This is a genomic window from Parabacteroides chongii (assembly GCF_029581355.1).
In the GTDB taxonomy this organism is placed as follows: Bacteria; Bacteroidota; Bacteroidia; order Bacteroidales; family Tannerellaceae; genus Parabacteroides; species Parabacteroides chongii.
On the sequence record NZ_CP120849.1, the window covers coordinates 846,203 to 869,385 of the forward strand.

A 23,183-nucleotide genomic window follows, 5' to 3' on the forward strand; every position below is an offset into this window, starting at 1 on the left:
ACTAGCTATTAAAATGTTACTTTTACATTGATACCATAACTACGAGAAGTCGGAAGACCGAAAGTATCGAATCCACCCCAGGCATTATCTGTAGAAACAGAAGAATCCGGATCGTGCGGAGAATTTTTCTTGAAGAAGAACAAATTACGTCCGACCAATGACAAATTCAAGTTCTTTGATACACCTAATAAATTACGGAATGTATACCCCAAAGAAACTTCACGCAAACGGAAATTTGTTGCAGAGTAAGTATATTCGCTGTTACACTTATCCTTTCCGGCTACAGCTGAATAATAAGTCTGAGCATCGATCTTCTGTCCGTTACCCACGTCTACACCACCGTTATCACGAGCATCGGCAGTAGTTTCTGTTACACCATAGCTGTCCAGATAACTCTGTGTCATACCGATCGTATTGCCACCGATCTTTCCGTCGATCAGGAAATAAAAAGAAAAATCTTTATAAGTAATCGTGTTACCCCAACCTAACTGCCAGTCAGGATTTACATTTCCAAGATATTCCTGTGTATCGCTCTTAACAGGTACACCGCTTTCGTTCAATTTTACAGAACCGTCTTCGTTACGCAATAACTTATAACCGTAAATATCACCGAAAGAACCTCCTTCTTTCAACATAAAACGGAAACCGGAACCACTACCGATCTGTACACCGTCAGCAAGACGAGAGTCTAATTCTTTGATTTTATTATGGTTGTACGACATATTCAGCTCAGTCTTCCAGCTCCAGTCTTTTGCAAAATCCCAACGATAACTTGCAGAAGCTTCAAAACCCTGGTTTTCAATATTACCGGCATTGATATAATAACTTGAATATCCGGAAGCCAACGGAGCAGCTATTGAGAAATACTGATTTTTGTTGTTGGTCTTATAATAAGTAACATCAAAATTGAAGCGATTATCAAACATAGCCAAATCAACACCAAATTCCATAGAATGCATCTTTTCCGGTTTCATTTCCGTAAACGGTTCGCTGGTATTCGGTTCCAATGCACCTAAGTTGATACCATCCAACGGATAGGTAATGTATGCAGGTACATCATTACCTACTACTGAATAAGAAGCACGGAATTTTAACAAATTAATCTTCTCACCCATCGGGATCATTTCATTTAACAAGGCTGTTACACCCACAGACGGATAAAAATAAGAGAAGTTGTTCGTATAAGCCAACGTAGAAGACCAGTCGTTACGGCCGGTAACATCCAAATAAATCATTCCGTTAAAACCGAACTGGACTGTACCGAAAACAGAGTTCAGACGTTTACGAGGATTGCTTGTACGCTGATTACCATTACCGGCAATATTTTCAGGTACAAAATAGTTCGCTTCGAGCAAACCTAACTTATCACTATCCAAAATAGAATTCTGAACCTTCGAATCCATAAAGCTTGTACCCAAAGAAGCATTCAATTCCCACTTTTCGTCCCAGGTTTTATTGAAATTGACCATAAAGTCCCCATAGAACTGTTTGGCATCAAAGCGTTCCTGACGATAACGGCCTTTACCACCCGGAGCCCATGTAGTCGTTGTGGTAGCATACCATTTGCGTTCGAATCTGTCGAATGTATTATCTACGCTCAAACGCCCCTGTACATTCAGGTAATCAGTAATTTTCAGCTTTGCAGTAGCAGAAGCCATAATACGATCACGTTTTTCTTTAGAAGTGATACGGTTCAACACCCAGTATGGATTGGCAGTGAAGTCGTCCAACGGAGTATACCAGTTCTGGGCATTCCAGTTCTTTGTTCCATCGAATACTTCGAAATTATTCTTATAATAGTCCCAGTCACCATTAGCAGGGAATGTATAAGCACCTGTCAATGCATTATTATAAGTACCTCCGTGAGGACGGTTTGAAGCTTTCTGAGTTATATAAGACAAAGTAGCATCGATTGTCAATCTGTCCTGGAACAACTTGAATGATTCACGGGCAGTCATGTTATGACGATAGAATGTATTTTCCGGCATCATACCGATAGCAGACGTGTTCGCATATGAAAGGAAACTCTGAGCCTTTTCCGTACCGCCGTTAATCGTAACAGAGTTGATATAGGTCGAACCGACACGGAAGAAATCATTCAACCGATCTTTAGCTTTTGAATCGTTATCCGCAATTTTTTCACCCCAGCTCATGGCACTTAGTTGATCGCCTGTTTTCACAGCTCCGTAACGTCCCTGTAACTTCGGTGCTGTTAACGGAGTTTCCAATGTGATATTAGAAGAGAAATCGACTCTGGCTGCACCTTCACGACCTTTCTTTGTCGTAATCATAATAACGCCATTAGCCGCCATACTACCATACAATGCTGCTGCTGACGCTCCTTTCAAAACGTTCATACTTGCAATATCATCCGGGTTCAAGTTAGATAAGGCATCACCTCCGTCACGACCTTCATATTCCCCGGCCTGCTGCGTTGTCTTCGGATTGTTCATCGGCATACCGTCGATCACGATCAACGGCTGGTTATTACCATACACTGATTTATTACCACGTAAGATAATCTTAGAAGAACCACCCGCCCCCGTAGAGTTCGGAGTAATAACCAAACCTGCAGTTTTACCCTGCAAAGCATTGATCATATTCGCATCTTTCGCACGAGTTAATTCCTGATTACTTACCTGCTGGGTTGCATATGTCAACGATTTAGCTTTACGCTGAATACCCATAGCAGTAACAACAACTTCTTCAATCTTCTCCGAATCGGAAATCATATCTACATTAATAACAGTACGGTCGCCGACAACTTCTTCAACCGACATCATTCCTATGTAAGAAAACTCAATAGTTGCATTGTCACCAACCGTCAACGTATACTTTCCATCCAAATCGGTAACCGTTCCGTTTGTCGTTCCTTTTTCAACGACATTACATCCAATCAACGGCATATTTACCTCTTTTTCCATAACGACACCGCTTACTGTCTTTTGTGCCCAAAGCACATTTGTACATATTCCTATGCAGAATAGTACTAACATAACAAAGCTCCTTCTCATACAGACAATTTGTTTAGGTTCAACAATAGATAATTTTTCATAATACACTTTTTAAAACGAGTTAAATATTAACACTTAAACAGTATATTCAAATAAACGAACTTAGTTCTACAAGAACTAATATACATTACCGCAAACGTAATCTATTTATTTCATTATTACACCATTCTTATACTTAAAAATCGATTTTTACACTTGTTAATTAACCTATTTTAAGCCCTATTATATTAATATTAAGCCTGAATTATTCCTTTTCAACTAACAAAATGACACAGTTCTTGTAGGACTAATCCCTTTTTGATGAAAATCAATCCATAACTTAGATAATAATTACATTTTTCCTACCTTTGTCGTGACTACATCAATATAAGACTATGAACTGGACCCAATTATTATCAGGCAAACGCTTTGGAATGGAAGAGTATCACGAACGCAAACACGAACGTACGGACTTCCAGCGGGATTATGACCGTTTGATTTTCTCATCCCCTTTCCGCAGGCTGCAAAACAAGACGCAGGTATTCCCTCTTCCGGGAAGCATCTTCGTCCACAACCGTTTGACGCATAGCCTGGAAGTATCCTGTGTAGGCCGTTCACTGGGTAATAATGTAGCCAAGGGGCTGATGCAGAAATATCCGGAGGGAAGCATTAACTTTCCGGAAATAGGATCGATTGTTTCGGCTGCCTGCCTGGCACACGATATGGGAAATCCGCCGTTCGGACATTCGGGCGAGAGAGCCATTTCTGCTTATTTCCTGGAAGGAAACGGAAGCCATTTGGAAGACGAGATACGTTCTGCCGGAGGACGTTGGGAAGATTTTCTTCATTTTGAAGGGAATGCCAATGCAATACGATTGCTGACCCACCAGTTTATCGGTCGTAGGAAGGGCGGTTTTGCTTTGACATACAGCACACTCGCCTCTATTATCAAATATCCGTATGCCTCCGTTTATTCGGGTAAAAAAGGGAAGTTCGGCTTTTTCCAGTCGGAAGAAGAAACCTATATGCGTATCGCGACAGAACTGGGGATAAACCGTAATCCGGAAGACAGTAACAAGTTTGTCCGTTACCCGCTGGTCTATCTGGTGGAAGCTGCCGATGACATCTGCTATCAGATCATGGATATAGAAGATGCCTGCAAACTACATATCCTCACCACGGAAGAAGCGATCCAGTTACTGCTCAACTTCTTTGAAGGAGAACGCCTGGAGCACATCATCCGCGTCATGAAAATGGTCGACGATACAAACGAGCAGATTGCCTACCTCCGCTCCTGCATTATCGGGCTCCTGGTAGACGAATGCTCCCGTGTCTTTCTGGAAAATGAAGAAGGTATACTCGACGGCACTTATAATACACCGCTAATAGAAAAGATTGGCGAACAACCTAAACAGGCTTATGCCACCTGCTCGCAAACAGCTTATAAAAAGATTTACCGTGCCAAGGAAGTATTGGATATAGAACTCGCCGGTTATCATATCTTCAGCCATCTGATCGACAGCCTGACGGAAGCAGTCATGAACCAAAGCCATGCGTACAGCAAACTGCTATTGCAACGCATTCCGGAGCAGTATGATACAAATGCACCGACGACTTACGGAAAAATACAATGCGTACTCGACTATATCTCGGGAATGACCGATGTATATGCGCTCGACCTTTACCGGAAGATCACAGGCATGAGCCTGCCGGCTGTTTAAAAGTCGTCGCGATATTTGCTTTCCTCTTTATCCTCCAGGATACTGAGGTAGCTCTTATAACGGGATTCGCTGATGCAATGTTCTTCCAATGCCTGTAAGACGGCACATCCCGGCTCATGCCGATGAGAACAGTTACTGAACCGGCAATCTTCAGAGAATTTGAATATCTCAGGGAAGTAGTGGGAAATCTCTGCCGTCTCCATCTCGATCGTTCCGAAACCTTTGATACCCGGAGTATCGATCAGATAACCACCATCCGGCAGCGGAATCATTTCAGAGAAAGTAGTGGTATGCATTCCCTTATTATGGTATTCGGAAATATCGCCTGTCCGAAGATTCACTCCAGGGACAAGTTTATTTATTATTGTAGATTTACCGACACCTGAATGACCGGACAAAAGGGTTATCTTATCTTTCAGATCGTCCCGAAGCGCATCAAGCCCTTCCTCTGTCTTGGCACAAAGGGTGGAACAAGGATAACCGATCGTCGTATACAGATTGATCAGAGCATCCAAATACTCTTTATCTTCCCCTTTATAACGGTCGATCTTATTAAAAACCAACTTGACCGGCACACGGTAAGCCTCAGCCGTAGCCAGAAAACGATCGATAAAAACAGTGGTAGTGACCGGATAATTGACCGTCACAATCAACATGGCCTGATCCAGATTGGCAGCAATAATATGAGATTGTTTGGACAGGTTGGAAGCCCGGCGAATAATGTAATTTTTCCGGTCTTCGATTTTCGTAATGAAGGCAGTACCTTCATTATTGATATCGATATCGACCCGGTCGCCAACAGATACCGGATTGGTGCTGCGGATCTCTTTCAAACGGAAGTTCCCTTTCACCTTACTCTCCACATCACGTCCGTCATCGGTACGTACGGTATACCAGCTACCTGTATTCTTTATTACCAGTCCCTTCATATCAATTGACAATTGACAGTTGACAATTGACAGTTAAAAGACAATTAGCTAATTATAACTGTCAACTGTCACTTGTCAACTGTCAACTAATTTATACGGTCATTATTTCTTTTTCTTTAGCAGCGTAGAGGTCATCTACTCTCTTGATAAACTTATCGTGTATCTTCTGGACTTCTGCCTCAGTATCTTTAGCCACATCTTCAGGAGTACCGTCTGCCTTCACGCTTTTCTTTACCGCTTCGATGGCATCGCGACGGGCGTTACGAATACTGATCTTAGCTGTTTCAGCCTCCTGTTTGGATTGTTTAGCCAGGTTACGACGGCGTTCCTCCGTCAGCGGGGGAATACCCAAACGAATAATTTCACCGTTATTTTCCGGAGTGATACCGACTTCCGAGTTCAGGATCGCTTTTTCAATTTCTTTGATAAGAGGTTTTTCCCAAGGAGTGATAATAATCGTCTTTGCGTCCGGGGTATTCACTGATGCCACGTTTGAAAGTGGAACAAGACTTCCGTAATAAGGGACTTTCACTCCGTCAAGAATTTTCGGATTCGCCTTTCCGGCACGGATATGAGCTAACTGTTCGTCAAGATAATCGATTGCGAACGACATTTTCTCTTCTGCTGACTTTACATACTGCTTGATATCTGCCATAACTGATTGATATTTTGTTTTCTTTTTTTTCGATAAACAAAAGTACGAAAGTTTTTGAACCTAGCAAATAAGTAGAAAATGATTATTTAGGCTTAATGAAGATCAAAACACTATTAGGGAACGCAGATGACGCAGAATACACAGAGTTACGCAGATTTTTTATTTAATAATCAATATAATCTGCGTAACTCTGCGCTTTGTCTGCGTATTCTGCGTTCCCTAATAGTGGCTTTAACATGCCTTCGTTCATTATAAGCCATCATCAACTAAACATAGTTTCCAAGAGGAACAACTACGAGGAAACTGTAATAAGCCGACAAACAACCGATTAGCTCTTTTCCATAAATCCTTATTGTTTCAACTTCGGACAAAGGGCCGCCAAATACAAAACTCCTATGCCTAATACGATGATTGCTCCCATCTGCGAAGCCATTGCATCGGAAAGGAAACCCATGAAAAGCGGGAAAACCGTTCCACCAAACAAACCCATAATCATCAGACCGGATATTTCATTCTTGCGCTGCGGCATGGATTGAAGAGCCTGCGCGAAGATGATAGAAAACACATTTGAGTTGCCGAAACCAATCAGTCCTATACATATATATATGATTTCCTTGCTGTCGAAAAAGGAAAGACCCAACATGGCCGCCAGCATCATCAATACGCTGATACCGAAAAACAGCTTTGCCGACATCCGCGTCAGTATAAAAGCTCCGAGGAAGCATCCGATGGTACGCAGAATAAAGTACAGGCTGGTAGCGAAGGAGGCCTCATGAAGCCCCATCCCCAAACGCTCCATCAATATCTTGGGAGCCGTCGTATTTGTACCCACATCGATACCGACATGGCACATGATTCCGACAAAGCACAGCAAGATAAAAGGTTTACCCAGCAGGGCGAAACATTCGCCAAACGTAGAAGGCTTGCCCTCCGGCTTCTCCTCCTCAATCTGTGCAGCTCCGAGCAGAAGAATGGCAACAACTGTCACCACCATATAGATGGGGAAAAGCACCCGCCAGCCCAGTCCGAAGGAAGGGATGGCCGCCGTAGCTCCCCACATCGCGATATACGGAGCCAGGAAAGAGGCGATTGCCTTTACAAACTGTCCGAAGGTCAAACTACTGGCCAGCTTGTCACCACTGATTATATTCGACAATAATGGATTCAGCGAAGTCTGCATCAGTGCGTTACCAATTCCTAACAACGAGAAGGAAAGCAGCATCATCAAATAACCATCACCGAAGATGGGCAAAAGCAGCGAGAAGAAAGTCACAAGCAGGCTGAGCAACACCGTTTTCTTTCGTCCGATACGGTTCATCAACATACCGGTCGGCACGGAGAAAATCAAGAACCAGAAGAAGACCAGCGAGGGGAAGATATTCGCTTCCGAGTCCGTCAGATTCAAGTCGGCCTTTACGTAATTGGACGCAATACCAACCAGGTCTACAAATCCCATGGCAAAGAATGCCAGCATGATAGGGATTAGTTTGAGATATAAGCCTTTTCCGTTCATAATCAATCTTTATTAGGATAAGGAGGCCATGCGCCTTCCTGCGTACAGACGAAAGCAGCTGTTTCGACTGCCGTCTGATGGGCTTCGCGCAATGACTTACCGGTTAATACAGAATAGACAAATGCTCCGGAGAAGGAGTCGCCGGCACCCACCGTATCGGCCACCTCCACGCGGGGAGTCGGGATAGTAGACACTTCATCGGCTGTATAGATTGAGCTGAAGGCACAACCGGCTGTCAGAACCAGATATTTCAGATTATACATCTGAAGTATCTGCCGACAAACCTCATCATCAGAGCCTTCCAGCTTACACATATCGCGAAGCAAGACCAGCTCTTCATCATTAATCTTAAACACATTCGCCTTGTGAAGCAAGGTTTCAATCAGTTCTTTTGAATAATAGGACTGACGGATATTGATATCGAAAAAGCGCAAAGCGTCTTCGCGGGCATACGACAATAGAGACAGGATGGTTTCCTTCGAGGTCTGCGAACGCAAGGCCAGCGTTCCGAAACAGATGGCATCTGCCCTCTTTATCAGGTCGATAGATTCCTGCGTCAGCGGGATATGGTCCCAGGCTACGCCTTCAATGATGGTGTAAGTCGGGATGCCTTCTTTCAGTTCTACCATGACGCTTCCGGTGGGATATTCCACTGTCCCCAGGCTGTTGGAGATATGATTCTTTTCCAGTTCCTGAACAATCTCCGTTCCGGAAAGGTCATTTCCTACTGCGCTGATGGCGTATCCCTCGGCCCCCATTTGGGTGGCATGATAGACAAAGTTGATAGGCGCACCGCCTGCTCTTTTTCCTGTTGGCAAAACATCCCATAGGAGTTCGCCGATACCGACTACGATTGGCTTCTTATTTTCCATGATATAACTTTTTATGCGTTGACAGATATGTGTGTATTACAGTGCTAATTTATACAATTTCAGTGAATCTACCTGATAGGAGCCGTCTTTGCTGTAGAAGTGCAGGCTGTTGTAAGGTTCGTTGGGGAAGACGAGGTTGGTCATTGCGACCTTGCCGCCATCCAGGAATATTTCGACAGAACATTTATCAACATAAATTCGGAGTGCATGTTCCTTGTCGGCAGAGAGCGGTCCCCAAGTTGCCAGGGCGAAGTCGTCTACGTAATTGATTGAGTTGGCGATACGGTTGTCGTGTGCTTCTTTTTCATGCGGGATGCTGTTTTTTCCGAAATCGACGATGCCGCTATGCACTCTGTCCATTACCAGCTTTCCTGCTGTCTGCTCCAGGTAAATATCTACATATTCGCCCTTGCTGTTCATCAGTTTGAAGCCGGCAACACCGGAACCGTCTACAGACACCTTCATATCTATTTCGAACGCACCGTCGTTGCTGTCGAACAACGTGTTCATTTCGACTTCCTTGTCTGCCTGTACAGCGAAGTTATCAATTTCCTTTGTCTCCTTGCGGATGGCATCCAGTTCCTTTATCGGGTTAACGGCCAGATAGACATTCTTTCCTTCTGAATACATAGAGAGTTCGCGAGGCAGGGCATTGGCACTGCGGAATTGCTGCGTAGGAACGATGTTGGCATACTGCCAGTTGCTCATCCAGGGCATGGCAATGACACGGTCGCCCGTATTGGAGAAGCAGACGGTTGCATAATGGTCTTTCCCCCAATCCATCCATTTCACCTCTTCCGGTTTCGTATCGCAGATAAATTCTTTTCCGTTGAAATCACCCACAAAATACTGAGTGGCAGAGCCGCCGAACAGACAACCAGGGTTGATATTCACAATCAAGGCCCATTTCTTGTTGTTTACATCTCCGTTTACCGGCAGTTCAACCATATCCGGACATTCGAACTGGCTGGGCTGCACGCCGTAACCTTCGCCGAAGGCACTCATATACGTCCAGTCCTTCAAATCTTGTGAAGAATAGAAACGCATTTCCTTATCGGCAGAAACAATCATGACCCATTTCTTTTCAGGAGCATACCAGAACACTTTCGGGTCGCGGAAGTCCTTCAGCCCGTCGAACGGAGTCAGAATCGGGTTCTTTTCATATTTGGTGAACGTACGGCCGTTGTCACTGCTATGTGCCATACATTGTATCTGGCCGTTCTTATCGCTGGCAGAAGTATAGAAAGAGACGATTTCGCCGGCACCATAACCTGCCGTATTATCCACATCCACCACTGAGCTGCCGGAAAAGATATGCCCCATCGTATCGCGGGCAAGGGCTGCGGGAAGATGTTCCCAATGAACCAGGTCGCGGCTGACAGAATGCCCCCAGTGCATATTGCCCCAGACGGAACCATAAGGATTATACTGGAAATACAGATGATATTCTCCATCTTTGTAAACCAAGCCGTTCGCATCGTTCATCCAGCCGTAGAGCGGAGAATGATGATAGAGCGGGCGGAACTGGTCGCGATTGCCGGTATCGAACGTATCAGACAGCTTCATTTCTTTCCAGCATAGCGCATCTTTCGGTGCTTTCCGAATACGGATAACGGTTTCCTTAGCGCCTGCCGGCAGTTCGAAAGGCACGAAATAGTCTGTTTTCTCCTTGGCCAGACGGACATCCATCTCAGTGTCGGCCGGATTGCCGGTGATAAGGCAGACCTGATTTTCGGCAGAACGCTCTTCTACCGGCAGCAACAGGTATTTAGCCGGCTGAGTGATGCGGACAAGCGTAAGGGTGTCTCCCTGCTGCTCCAATGTAAATCCCTGGTTAGAACCTGACTGGCAGGAAGCCAGACTGAGTGATGCGGCACAGGCCATCAAGAAATTCTTACTGATATTCAAAACTTTTGTTTTCATTATGATAATAGATTAATTGTTAAAACGTAATATTTGCACTAAACTCTACTGTGAAAGGACGGATATAGCTACCGGCCATCCATTGTCCGTTATGCTTGGCGGCATCTTCTTTCTTATCCAGTTCCGCACCGGAGATACTACCGCGTGCGCCGGTTTGATTCAGGATGTTGACTACCGTAGCACCCAGGCTAAGATACTTATTTACTTTGTAATTGACACCTCCGAACGTCTCCCAGCGACCATTGAAGTAATAGGCATTATTGATGTTCGCATAGGTCTTGCTGAAATAGCGGGCACTCAACCAGACTCTAAAATCCTTATACGTATAGCTTGGGTCGATTTCAACCAATACCTTCGGTATTTCCGTTACAATATTTCCCGTTGCATTGATGCCGGCATAGCTGCCGTCGGAGAAGCTGACGCCTGTTTCATACTTCTTATAGGTCGGATTCTGATAGGTGAAGAGGAAATGCAGGTCGAAGCCTTTGAACAGCTTGGCAATCAAGTCGGTTGTCCAGCCGATTGTCTTGATGTCGTAGCTAAGTGGGGCGGCGTTAATATCCTGGCTGTTATTAGGATTTATCAGATTCAGTGTCGAGTTGTTGTTCGTCTTCCCGATATAAGAGAATAAAGAAGTCAGGCTCAGCCAGCTGTTGTTGTAATAGATACCGGCACGTCCCAATGGGATGGCAACCTTTTCTACGTTCGGCAATTCCGACGGGGCAAAGCTGGAGATTGTCGGATGCTGGGTATTATAGGTGAAATCGCCGGTAAAACCGAACTGGTCAGTCAGTTTGTAAGTCAATGCAAAGGTATAGACCTGGTTGAACCAGTTATAATCGAAATCCTGCGGAGTGATAGTTCCGGTCTGACCGTTCTTATTATAGGTGGCTCCTAAGTGATAGTTGGCGAAACGTCCCAATACGCTGTCTCCTCTCAGATAGATGGCGGCGTTCTGTCCGTGCATCTTCTGATATTCAAAACGGGCACCGTAGTAGACGTTCAGCTTGTCGTTGATGTCCCAGTCGTGTGTAAAATAGAGAGCCAGCTTGTTTTCGTAGCCTTTGTAATATTCGGAAGCGTTCTTGTTGAAGTCGTAGTAAACGCCGTCGGTGTTTCCATCCTTAATCAGGCGGCTGGGATATTCCTCAACTGTATGGTCGAACATAGTCGTGTTGGAAGCGTAATCAATTTTGTAATGCCACTGGTTCAAGCCAATACGCCAGGTTCCGTTAGTATATTCGCGGGAGAGTTCGGAGGTAAGGAAGGCTTCGTCGATATTCCCACGGTTCAGGCAGGACATACGGCTCTGCACATAGCCCTCGTAGGGTTGCAGATTGCCTTTCACGTCTTTGAGGAAATAGCCGTCGGCAGCTGTTTTCTGGGCTATAGCCATTGGAGTCTGGTAGACATACGAGCCTAGTGCATGGTCGTATTTCGCGTTGACAATCCATTTCATGCCGTTATCCCATTTGTAGGAATGATGCAGGCTGATTTGATTGCCCTTGTTCAGAGAAGCGTCATAAAGATTGGTCTTTTTCAGTTCGCCGGAACGCATATCCATGTAGACCATCTCCCCGGTTGTCGGCAGATAGGAACTGGTTCCCAACTTAAAGCCGGGGATTTCCTTCACGCTACCGTCGCCCACATAGATAAACGGGGCACTGGTGGCTGCATTCGACGGCCAGCGGCTGTTGCTGTAATGATAGATGACCGACAGCTCGCCACGGTTCTGATTATAGCGTTTGGTAATGGCGGCTTTGTAGATTTGCGTCCGGTCCTGATTGGAGGCAAAGCGCAATTTGAATGTGCCCGGGTCGAAATCCTGGTAAATACTTCCGCTGTAATACCAGCCTTTACCGGCGTTGCCGCTGATGGTCAGGTCGAACTGTTGTTTGCCGAAATGGTTTGTATTATAGTTCAGCTTGCCTTGGAACTTCTCCGTACCCAACTGCGTTTGGGAGTTTACGGCATATCCGATATTACCGGTCGTGATGGCTGTTTCCGAGATTTTCAGCAATCCGACATGGCCCAGGCTGCCATCGCCACGCCAATGTGTATTCACATTATGAGGATTGGAGTTGTATACAACAGGGAGTCCGTTCTCCAGTACATTGACATCTCCCCCCGGCAATCCGATAGAAATCTCACGGGGTCCATTCGCACTGGATGCATTCAGCATCACATTACGGCTATTCGTTTCGTTCGATTTTTCTTTATTAATCTGAACTGTGTCTTTCACGGCTTCCTGTGCATACGTCACTGCTGTGGCAGTACAGCCGGCGAGCATTAATAAGAAAGACTTCTTCATGGCAATCATGGCAACTGTTTTCATATAGAATGTTTTAATGTTTGTTTCGTGGTAACAAGTTTACAGTTGCAAAAGTAGGGAGCCGGCAAATAAGGGAATATAACAAAACGCACGAGTACTTATACAATCGTCACATGCATGATTTTCAGTGGATAAGTATCAAATTAGTACCATAAATGTGACAAATGTACTATTCCATACAGCGGGGTAATTTTTACAATGCCTATTCTAAGACCCTAACAATAGGCATCGTAAGCACCTAACGATAGGCATTATAACACCCTTACAATAGGCAGTATAACACCTTAATGATAGGCATTGATAAAAAGGACTGTCCAAGAGCAAAATCAAATCTCCTCTGTCTGCTGATATTCCTTCGGAGTAAGATTATAGGCAGCCTTGAAGCATTTGGTAAAGTAGGCGGGAGAAGAGAAGCCGGTTTGGTAGGCTATTTCATTAATATTATATTGTCGTTGCTTTAGGAGCACAGCCGCCTTACGCAAACGATAGTTGCGAAGGAAATCGACAGGCGCCGTTCCCGTCAGCTCCTTAATCTTCCGATGCAAATGTCCGCGTGAAAGACCAAGCGTATCACTCAGTTTCTCCACATTAAACTCCGAATCGGCATACACTTCTTCTATCTGTACCAGGAAGCGACGCAGGAACAAATCATCCATATTCTCCACCTTCTCCGGTTGAGCAATCAAAAGATTACTACCTTGCAGCTTCTTCAGCAAGTTTTCACGCAGCCTCTTTTGTTCTTCAAGAATACGGATGATACGAAGTTTCACAAAGTTCATGCGGAACGGCTTCTGTATATATCCATCCGCCCCACCCGATATGCCATACATCCGCTGACGCTCGTCCGACAAAGCCGTCAGAAGAATAACCGGGATATGACTCACCGCCATATCTGTCTTTACACTACGGCAAAGCTCAAACCCATTCATCTCCGGCATCATCACATCCGAGAGTATAAGCGAAACCTCTTCCGTTTGAAGCATATCCAAAGCCACCTTTCCATTGCCGGCAGTCAGAATACGGAAATTACCGGACAATTCCTTTTCCAGAAACGCCCGTACCTCATCGTCGTCTTCTACAACCAAAACAGTATACGAATATTTCTGCTCCAGCAAGGCCTTCTCCTCCGAATCATCTAGATTAGAAGCATCATACGCCAATGGAGAAACCGGCAGTTCGGTGATATACTCGCCTTTCAGCTCCGTCTTATCTTTCCGCAGTGAAAAAGAAAAGACCGTCCGCTGACCGGGAGTACTCTCCACCTTCACCTCTCCGTTATGCATCTTCACATATTCATTGACCAGATGCAGACCGATGCCTGTCCCTACCCGACTGTTCTCCGAATAGAACCGGTTGAACAGATAGGGCAGATTCTCCGGCTGTATACCGGAACCATTGTCTTCCACTTCTATCGTCACCCATTCCTCCGATTCTTTCACAAGCACCTGGATAGCTCCGCCCTCCGGCGTAAACTTGAAAGCATTGGATAACAGGTTTACCAATACCTTCTCAATCATATCCGGGTCCATCCATATCCGACAATTCTTCATCTCCGAAGAAAAAGAATAGTTGATATTACGCACCTTCGCCATGCTGTTGAAGTAAGACTTCACCTCACCCGAAAAAGAGACAATCTCTATCTCCCGAATCTTCAGTTTCTCTTGCTTATTCTCCACCTTACGGAAGTCAAGTATCTGATTGATAACCCGAAGCAGACGGCCCGCGTTTTTATGAATCAATTCCAGGTCGGACAGATACGGGGAGTCGTGCAACAGATTGAGCAATCGGTCCAAAGGGCCGAGTATCAATGTTAAAGGTGTTCGTACCTCATGCGATATATTGGTAAAGAACTGGAGCTTCGACGCCGTTACCTCTTCTATCTCCGCATTCAGCGAGATAAGTTTACGACGTTGCTCCTCTTCCTTTTTGTTTATCTCTCGTAATTCACGGTTTTTGAGGCGTATCTTCCGGTTGATATAAAAGACATAGCCGGAAAGGGTGATAAAGCCAATCATCAATAGCGTGATGATAGTCAAAGAGTCTTGCAGGAAATTAAAACGATGGAGCAGTTCGTCCATACGGCTTCGCTGCGTCTCAATGCGTTGCTGGTAGTTATTCAAGCGTTCTGCCTGAAGCAGGAGCGTGCGCGCGGCTGCCTGGTCGACAAGGCCGCTTGAAAGAGGGATGTATTTATCGACCTCTTCTCCCCGGATAAGCTGCATGGCTGTGCGGATTACCTGCTCACCGCCAGTCGGATACAGGAAGGAGACGTTAATGCGTCCGTCTGCCACCGCTTCCAAGCCGGCATTGGCTACGGCATCCATACCAATGATAGGCAGCGCCTTTCCCTTCACGGAGTCCAATGCCATGAAATGCTCACGAGCGGCAATCGCCATCATATCGTTATGGGCATACACAAAATCAATGGGTTGGGAAAAGTCAATCTCTTTCAGTCGTCGGGCAGCAACATCATAACGCCACTCACCCTCTACCGGACGAAACGTTACATCTGTACGTTTTGCCAAAGCATCCCTGAAGCCATTGTGTCGCTCCTGAGCAGGGGAAGAGCCGACCATTCCCCATATTTCAAGCACGGAGGCATTCGGGACCAACTGTTTAGCGGCATAGGTTCCGGCGGCAAAGCCTATTTCATAGTTGTTGGCACCAACGAATGTGGTGTATTGATTCGTATTGACTTTACGGTCAGTTATAATGGTCGGGATACCTGCACGAAAAGCTTCCTCTGCTACTTCCGTTATCGGAGTCGATTCAAAAGGGGAGATAATCAAGACATCCACTTTTTGTGCGATCAGCTCCCGAATTTGTTCTATCTGACGGTCGTTGTCACTATCGGCATCCTTAATCAAAACCTGAATGCTGTCATAATTCGAAGCTTCGATACCTACGTCTCTGACCATCTGTTGCCGCCAGGCATCGTCAAGCATACATTGAGAGATTCCTATCACATATTTCTTTTCCTTATCGACCTGTGAACAGCCGGTAAGAAGGATAAAAAAGAGTAATATGGATAAGAGGTGTTTCATGGATTGGTAATTTATCAATAATGAGCCAATTTGCCAATGTGCCAATAGAGATAGCAATAAGTTCAGTATTTATCAGAATTGAGCCAATTCAAATCGTATTAGGGAACGCAGATGACGCAGAACACGCAGACATCCGCAGACTTTTTATTTTCTTTAAAACAATATATTGTCTGCGTTTATCTGCGCTCGTCTGCGTCATCTGCGTTCCTTAATACAAACTGGATATATAGCTCAGTTCTTTCTAGTTGTGTACCAATGTCCCGATATTCTCTCCGCTCATTACCTTCTTCAGATTACCGTTCGTATCCATATCGAAGACAATGATAGGCAGGTTATTCTCCTTACACATCGTAGTTGCTGTCAGGTCCATTACTTTCAGACCGCGTGTATAAATTTCGTCGTATGTGATATCGGAAAACTTGGTTGCTGTCGGATCTTTTTCCGGATCGGCAGTGTAAATACCATCCACACGAGTTCCTTTCAGCATCACATCCGCTTCGATCTCGATACCTCTCAAGGATGAACCGGTATCGGTTGTGAAGAACGGGTTTCCTGTACCGCCGGACATAATTACAACATTGCCCTGTTCCAATAGTTCGATAGCACGCCATTTATTATAGAACTCACCGATCGGCTCCATGCGGATAGCTGTCAGAACCTTTGCCTTTACACCTTGTGCGACAAGGGCGGAACTTAATGCCAGACTATTGATCACCGTTGCCAGCATTCCCATCTGATCACCTTTCACCCGGTCGAAACCTTTAGATGCTCCGCTCAGACCACGGAAAATATTTCCTCCACCGATCACAATTCCGATCTGTACACCCATTTCGGAAATTTCTTTGATCTGTGTTGCATATTCGTTCAGACGAACTTCGTCGATACCATATTGTTTTCCTCCCATCAGCGATTCGCCGCTAAGTTTCAGGAGAATTCGTTTGTACTGCGCCATCTTTATCTGTTTTAATTTCTAAATGTTCTGTCGGCAAAGATAATGCAAGTCGCAACTTATCTCCGCTGTAGGACAAAAATACAGAAATTCAATCAGTAAACAATATCAGGAGTTAATTATTACGACATTATTTAATAAAAGTGTATAGCGTATGTAACCGATTTGTAATATCGCCACTTTACTTTTGTTATTGAAATGAAAACACTTTATTCCTTATTTTGAAGACACTAAGAAAATAGCCAAACCTTCTTCCTAACTTTAGGTTTCCCCACTACTTTCAGCGGAAAGAGATGGGGAAACGTTGTTTTGCATAATTCTTATTTTTTCACTTCAAGCGGAAAACAAAATCTTCCGAGGTTCTGTTTCATATATAAATAGACCAGACAGAATCATTTAAAATAAAATAGTTATGAAAAATGTATTAATTGGCATTGCAGCCGGTATTGCAATTGGTTATGTACTCCGTAAAATGGAAGACGATGGTAAATTCAAATGTATTCATGATGACATGAGCGAGTTGGCAGACAGAACAAAAAAGAAATTTAAAGATGTTGTCGACAAAGGAGTCAATCAGGCTGAGTACATCGCTGACCGTGTGGAACATGTAGCGGAAAGAGCCAAAAAGAATTAACCATATTAGAAGCAAATTGAAGAATATGAAAACATTTTGTCACAAAAACAGGTAAAATAGACCTAAATACATGACAAAAAGACATCATATTTCTTCTGGCTTCTTTGGCACGCAGTTTGTATATTGATAGACGAACAAAGGGTTCAAAAGAACTTGAAGTTCTATAAATTATTGAATGTGTAACTTAAATATAGGAGATTTAATTATGATGCCGATCAGAAAAAATCAAAATTGGTTACCGAGTGTCTTCAATGATTTCTTCGATAACGACTGGATGGAAAAAGCTAATTCTACAGCACCTGCCATCAATGTAATTGAAAGCGAGAAAGATTATAAAATAGAATTGGCTGCCCCAGGAATGACAAAAGACGATTTCAACGTCCGTATTGACGAGGATAATTGCCTGGTCATTTCAATGGAAAAGAAGAGTGAAAACAAAGATGAAAATCATAACGGTCGCTATCTGCGTCGCGAGTTTTCATATTCTAAATTCCAGCAGACAATGATATTACCGGATGATGTAGAAAAAGAACACATCAGTGCTAAAGTGGAACATGGTGTATTAACTGTGGATATTCCTAAAAAGGCTCCGGTTGAAGCAGCTAAATTGCAGAGAAACATTGAGATTAAATAATCTCATAGTCAATAAATGAATACCCCCCGGTGAATATTTCACCGGGGGGTATTTTTTTATCTGGTTTCTCTCTTCACAGGGATACTGGCAGATGAACTTTATTTTATTACTTTAGTATTAATACTATCACTTGTTCGCCCGTCTCAGGTTAATTGGCTGGGTTTATAGAGGCGTACTCCCTGTACGCCTCTACCGCAACCGCGTGATAATTTTAGAATTATTTCATTGTTTCTTATTTTACGATTGCTTTAACAGCAGCTTCGCCTTCAACTGATACTGCAACGAAACCTGCAGCTACGCTGATTGTTTCTTCATCTGAAGAAGCGATGCGCTGGGCAACTTTCTGACCCAATGCGTTAGTTACAGTAATTGTCTTACCGGCAGCACCCTTAACAACTACCTTACCATCGCTGGCAACTACACTGATAGCTGATACTTCAGGAGTCTTAGCATCTGTTGCCACTTCGTCAGTCGGTTCGATGTTGAAGATTTCAGTATCAAGGATAGCTTCGTTGTAATTTGCAGCTTTTGCAATTACAGGAACACCATTCTGGATCTTAATCCAACCACCCTTACCATCTGTAGGAATTGGTTTGTCACCTACTGATTCGATCAGGAAGTCGCAAGCAGGTTTATCGTCAACCAAACGCAATGCAAAGACTGCATTCTTGATACCATATTCGTGAGCAGCATTAATAGAATCACCCTTAGTATTCTTGCTAGGATCAGCATTCAATGTCCATGTTGTCATATTGTGCTTATTATCACCCAGGAAGATAGAGTCTGAAGCAACTGCATATTCAGCCAGGTTCATATCTTTACCGTGACGCATTACGATCAAAGTATCACCGATATGTTTTGCCCAAACAAATGACAGACGAGTGTACTTTTCATTCCAGATATAATCTTTACCGTTAGCAGCTAACTGTACAGAATCCTGTGCGTTAACTAAATAACGACCGATCTTATAACCCTGAGAAGGTACTTTGTGACCGCAATCACCGTGGTTAGCGATATATTCATCTGTATTATGTTCTGGATTATCAGGACATAACATACCAGCAGGAACTTCTGTTACATCTACAGCAAACATATACTGAGGCATCTTCGTGTTGTTACGTACATAAGCAGTATCAATATACAGAGCAGACAGTTTATCGTCACCCTTACCTTCTACTCCCAGGAAGTTAATTCCCTTACCTTGAGAATAAATGCTGTGAGCATCTTCATACAGATATTCTTTAGCTGTGCTGTTTACTCTGTAGATCTTAGCATACTTGTTAACATCCATATCTTTCAGACCATCTTCAGGATTAGAAACACCCAAACGACGATACAGAGGAGTATCACTTTCTTTCAAAGCAAATGTTGCAACACGTTCTTCTGAACAAGCTGTTTCAATTGAGAATCTCTGAGAAGCATCACGTACACCTACACGGTTGTAAGCATTAGTGTTACCACCAACCAAAGCATAATAGCAAGTTGTGTCACCTTCTTCTGAGATCAATTGATTGTTTTCTTTCAGATAGAAATGAGCTGCGTCTTTTACTTCTACTGGAGAAATAGCGTAAGATGCTTCATTGTCAGGATCTTCTACGATGAACTTGTTATCATTTACCAGCTTAGAGCTATCATATACACGGATTGCATAAGCTCTGTTATACAACTGAGGAGCTGCAGCACCTTCATAACCAAACTTCTGATCTTTGTCCTGAACCGGAACAAGTTCCAAAGTCACTTTTTCACCTTTCAGGTCTACATATACAGTTGTATCGGCAGCAGTTTTGTTTACATTTACATAGTGACCAATCTGAATACCGTTGAAGTAATCCATGATGAAGGATTTTCTTGAAAGATCATCCTGTTCTACTACATTATATCCCAGATATTTGTTAGTAAGCACTCCGGCAACCGGTTTCTTAACTTCAGCCTTAACCCATGCCAAAGTATCTGTACCAACTACACCTGCAAAGATTCCATATTGAGCGAAGATCTGACTTGCATCAGCACCCTTATACAACTGAACGTTCTTTACATTCTGAGCTGGGAATTCACGGTTATAGATATTAACAGTCTGTTCACCAGCCAAACCTGGATTCTGTTCAACAACCCACTGAGTACGTGGCATGTGACCGAAATCCTGAGCCTGTCCATAAAGCTGAGCTTGTTCTTCTGTTGTATATTCCAAATCGCTACCGCAGAAGCTTGCAACCAAGTATTTTCCATTCAAAACTTTCTTCACATTAGAAGCTAAGTTAAAGAAGTAAACGCCTGAAGGCAAAGTTGTTCTTACATATTTAGAAGAACCATTGATAGTAATCTTCGTATTGATAGTTGAAATAGGAGTTGCACCTGCTTTGTACTCAGAGCTTCCTACTGTTACTTCACGGTGATTGTCAGCCAAAACAGCAATCTTAATCAAGTTCTGTTCGAACGGATCTTTACTTGCTGTAATTGGAACCAATGTTCCGCGAGCACCTGTTTCATCGGCTGCTGCACTTGCCTTCCACAGACCTAAATCCTTAGGATTAGTAAAAGGAGTCATATCTTCCCATTTTTCTACATTATCCGGTTTTTTAGCAAAACCAGCTGTACGGATTACAATAGAATCCTGAGACGGATACCATGTGAACTGGAAGTTATAACGACCATTCAAATCCTGACGTGTAGGATTGGCAATACTAGCTGTCGGCATGTTATCAACAAACTTTGCAGTAACCATTTTCAAATGTTTGTTACCAGCATCGCTTGTTAAGAATTCTGTTCCAACCTTCAAATAAGTCTTTTCATCAGCAGCTGTAGCATCGTTAGCTTGCAAAGAAACCCAACCTGTAGTTGTTGCCTTTGTCATCCAATCAGCAGGGAAAGTATTTGCATCTAATGTTGCTTTTGAAGCTGTCGTTGCTGCTTCTGCATTAGTTATTAAAGTAGCCAATGTAGCTTCTACAGCCCAAGGATTAGCGATATTTCTTGAAATCGCCATGTGTGCCACAGTTTGAGATGTAGCAGCAATTACATTATTATCAACGCCCCAACCACCATGAATATCTATCGTATTACAGATAAATTCATAAAAAGCTTTCTTCAATGCTTTATAAACAGGTTCATTTGCATCAAAGTTTGTAATTAATGTAGACTGAAATGCATCCAATTCTTTCAACAATTCAGTTCTAGTTGTAATCTTTGTTGTTGCGCTATTATTCTGTAAATGGAATTCATTCAATGCTTGAATAGCTTCTTCATAAGCCACCTGATTATTTGTATAATCAGTACCAGTACCTAATGCTTTTTTTATAGCCTTAAGTAAGGTTTCTGTTTGAGACTTATCTACATAGTCAAGGAAGCTCTGTGAGTAAGTAGTTATGTCAAGATCATTTCCTGTAGCAGTTGTTGCAACAAGACCTACTTTCCAACCTTTATTTGTCGGATCGATATAACCATAGTTCGCAGGGAAGCCAACCGGAGCAACTGCCTTAAATTCTTGTTTAGTAAACAAGTTGATTGCAGCAGGATTACCACCTTTCACATCTTCATCAAATGTAAGTTTCAATTTTCCGGCTTCTGTATTAGCCCAAAGCATTGAGTTCAGATCATCTACACCCAAAACGATAGCTTCCGGATCTACAGGAGCTACAGTCAATTGCCCAGTAACAGTTACCGGATTATTCAACGCATATTTCAATGCATAAACTTCATTAGTACCTTTTACCCAAGTTACAATAGAGTCATTCTTTGCACCAAAAACAGATGTCAATTCCTTTTCGTCACCACTAGCGAAACCTGCAACAGGATTATAAGCATCCTGCCATTTCCATAAAGCAACATCACCACCAACAGTTGTAGCAGAAGCAGAAGTATTTAATGCCTTCAATGCTGTTGCCGGATTAACTGCCAAAACAGATCTGGTTCCTAAGTTGATGAATGCATAACGATAACCGTCAGTCGCATTTCCCTGTACATCAATAGTCCATAAAGTGTAACGAGCATCAACGGCATCTGCTGTAGTAACAGCTTGCAGTTTATAAGTACCACCAGTTACCGGAACCATTGCAACCACTTCTCCTGCCGTACCAGTCATAAGCTGATAATAAGTACCAGCCTTGATTGCTTTTGCATACGTAGTTGATGCAGTAGCATACTTAGCATAGCTAGGAGCAGCATTTACAGTTCCAATACTTGTCGCCAGCAGGACACCGGCTACCAAAGTAGAAAACTTTTTGTTCATAAATCTAAATTTTAATATTAATAATAGTGTTAATGAAATTAGTTCTTGTTCTATCTTTTATACTCTTGTCATAATCGAATGACTAAAATAAACGATCCTTTAATCTCGTCACGTTTTTCTGATTTCCATGTGTTCGTAATCGAAAGGCTTATTTTTGTACAGACTTTGTTATTATCTTGATAAGAAAGAAGATACCTAAGTGAAATTTATTTGGAAAAGAGTTGTGGTTTCAAAAGTTATAGTTAATTTTGTTGACGGATTTAAAGGATCGTTTATTTTAGTCAGTCAAATTATCGCTCCTAGATCTTACTTTTCAAGTTATTAGAATCATCTATCCATTCATCATTTTATAGAGTATACAATTATATTAATGTACACGCGTACATTATATATAAGTTTTTTTCAATTTGGATTCAAAGTCGATATCGGCAACGTATCACATTATAATTCAACTTATTGCAGGTGACTCCGGAGTTTTATTCAGCGTCACCTACTTTCACCTAAAATAATCAAAACTCCCCCTATTACAGCAATATTATATGAGGCTAAAGAAGTTAATAGCCTATATTACAACTATTAAGCTTCAATATTATAACTATTAAGCGTCATTCTCCCTAGAATAAAATTTGAAATGTAATATGTACATAAATGTAAGACTATGCATACAAATATGTAAGGTATACCTTTCTTTTATGTAAAGTATATATTACATATATAAATATCCTAAGATAAGCCATTAATTCTCATATATTATAATCT

The 23,183-nt window shown here is 43.0% G+C and carries 13 protein-coding genes; 3 read left to right on the forward strand and 10 right to left on the reverse strand.

The window, feature by feature from the left end; genetic code table 11:
* Window positions 1–8: 8 nt before the first annotated feature.
* Window positions 9–3,014, reverse strand: coding sequence for a SusC/RagA family TonB-linked outer membrane protein (locus P3L47_RS03545; protein WP_277782701.1), 3,006 nt, complete (start codon window positions 3,012–3,014; stop codon window positions 9–11).
* Window positions 3,015–3,388: 374 nt separating this feature from the next.
* On the opposite strand from P3L47_RS03545, the gene dgt reads away from it, so the two are divergent.
* Window positions 3,389–4,714, forward strand: a complete 1,326-nt coding sequence (dgt, locus tag P3L47_RS03550) for a dGTP triphosphohydrolase (RefSeq protein WP_277782702.1) — start codon at window positions 3,389–3,391, stop codon at window positions 4,712–4,714.
* On the opposite strand, the gene rsgA is transcribed toward dgt, so the two are convergent.
* The 8 genes from rsgA to pyrH all read right to left on the reverse strand — a co-directional run bounded on the left by rsgA (window position 4,711) and on the right by pyrH (window position 16,934).
* A complete protein-coding gene (gene rsgA, locus P3L47_RS03555; RefSeq protein ID WP_277782703.1) occupies window positions 4,711–5,643 on the reverse strand; it encodes a ribosome small subunit-dependent GTPase A in 933 nt (310 codons plus the stop codon). The two genes, dgt and rsgA, sit on opposite strands and share 4 nt — an antisense overlap.
* A gap of 91 nt (window positions 5,644–5,734) precedes the next feature.
* Complete coding sequence (gene frr, locus P3L47_RS03560; RefSeq protein ID WP_122361222.1) at window positions 5,735–6,298, reverse strand: ribosome recycling factor; 564 nt, start codon at window positions 6,296–6,298, stop codon at window positions 5,735–5,737.
* Between the two features lie 349 nt (window positions 6,299–6,647).
* Window positions 6,648–7,811 (reverse strand): MFS transporter, encoded by a 1,164-nt coding sequence (locus P3L47_RS03565; protein WP_277782704.1) that lies wholly within the window; start codon window positions 7,809–7,811, stop codon window positions 6,648–6,650.
* 2 nt (window positions 7,812–7,813) lie between these two features.
* Entirely contained in the window at window positions 7,814–8,683 is an 870-nt protein-coding gene (locus tag P3L47_RS03570) for a carbohydrate kinase family protein (protein WP_277782705.1), read from the reverse strand.
* A gap of 36 nt (window positions 8,684–8,719) precedes the next feature.
* On the reverse strand, window positions 8,720–10,606 hold the full coding sequence (locus P3L47_RS03575) for a glycoside hydrolase family 32 protein (protein ID WP_277782706.1): 1,887 nt from the start codon (window positions 10,604–10,606) through the stop codon (window positions 8,720–8,722).
* A 19-nt stretch (window positions 10,607–10,625) separates the two neighbouring features.
* Window positions 10,626–12,926: a TonB-dependent receptor gene (locus tag P3L47_RS03580; RefSeq protein ID WP_427910565.1), complete on the reverse strand. Its 2,301-nt coding sequence runs from the start codon at window positions 12,924–12,926 to the stop codon at window positions 10,626–10,628.
* A 338-nt stretch (window positions 12,927–13,264) separates the two neighbouring features.
* On the reverse strand, window positions 13,265–15,982 hold the full coding sequence (locus tag P3L47_RS03585; protein ID WP_277782707.1) for a hybrid sensor histidine kinase/response regulator transcription factor: 2,718 nt from the start codon (window positions 15,980–15,982) through the stop codon (window positions 13,265–13,267).
* A gap of 241 nt (window positions 15,983–16,223) precedes the next feature.
* Window positions 16,224–16,934, reverse strand: a complete 711-nt coding sequence (gene pyrH, locus P3L47_RS03590) for a UMP kinase (RefSeq protein ID WP_277782708.1) — start codon at window positions 16,932–16,934, stop codon at window positions 16,224–16,226.
* 409 nt (window positions 16,935–17,343) lie between these two features.
* Between pyrH and P3L47_RS03595 the strand changes: the two genes are divergently transcribed.
* Window positions 17,344–17,565, forward strand: coding sequence for a hypothetical protein (locus tag P3L47_RS03595; RefSeq protein WP_122361229.1), 222 nt, complete (start codon window positions 17,344–17,346; stop codon window positions 17,563–17,565).
* 205 nt (window positions 17,566–17,770) lie between these two features.
* Entirely contained in the window at window positions 17,771–18,199 is a 429-nt protein-coding gene (locus P3L47_RS03600; protein ID WP_277782709.1) for an Hsp20/alpha crystallin family protein, read from the forward strand.
* Between the two features lie 232 nt (window positions 18,200–18,431).
* Here the strand turns inward: P3L47_RS03600 and P3L47_RS03605 are convergent, their stop codons facing one another.
* On the reverse strand, window positions 18,432–22,424 hold the full coding sequence (locus P3L47_RS03605; protein ID WP_277782710.1) for a DUF6383 domain-containing protein: 3,993 nt from the start codon (window positions 22,422–22,424) through the stop codon (window positions 18,432–18,434).
* Window positions 22,425–23,183: the final 759 nt, after the last annotated feature.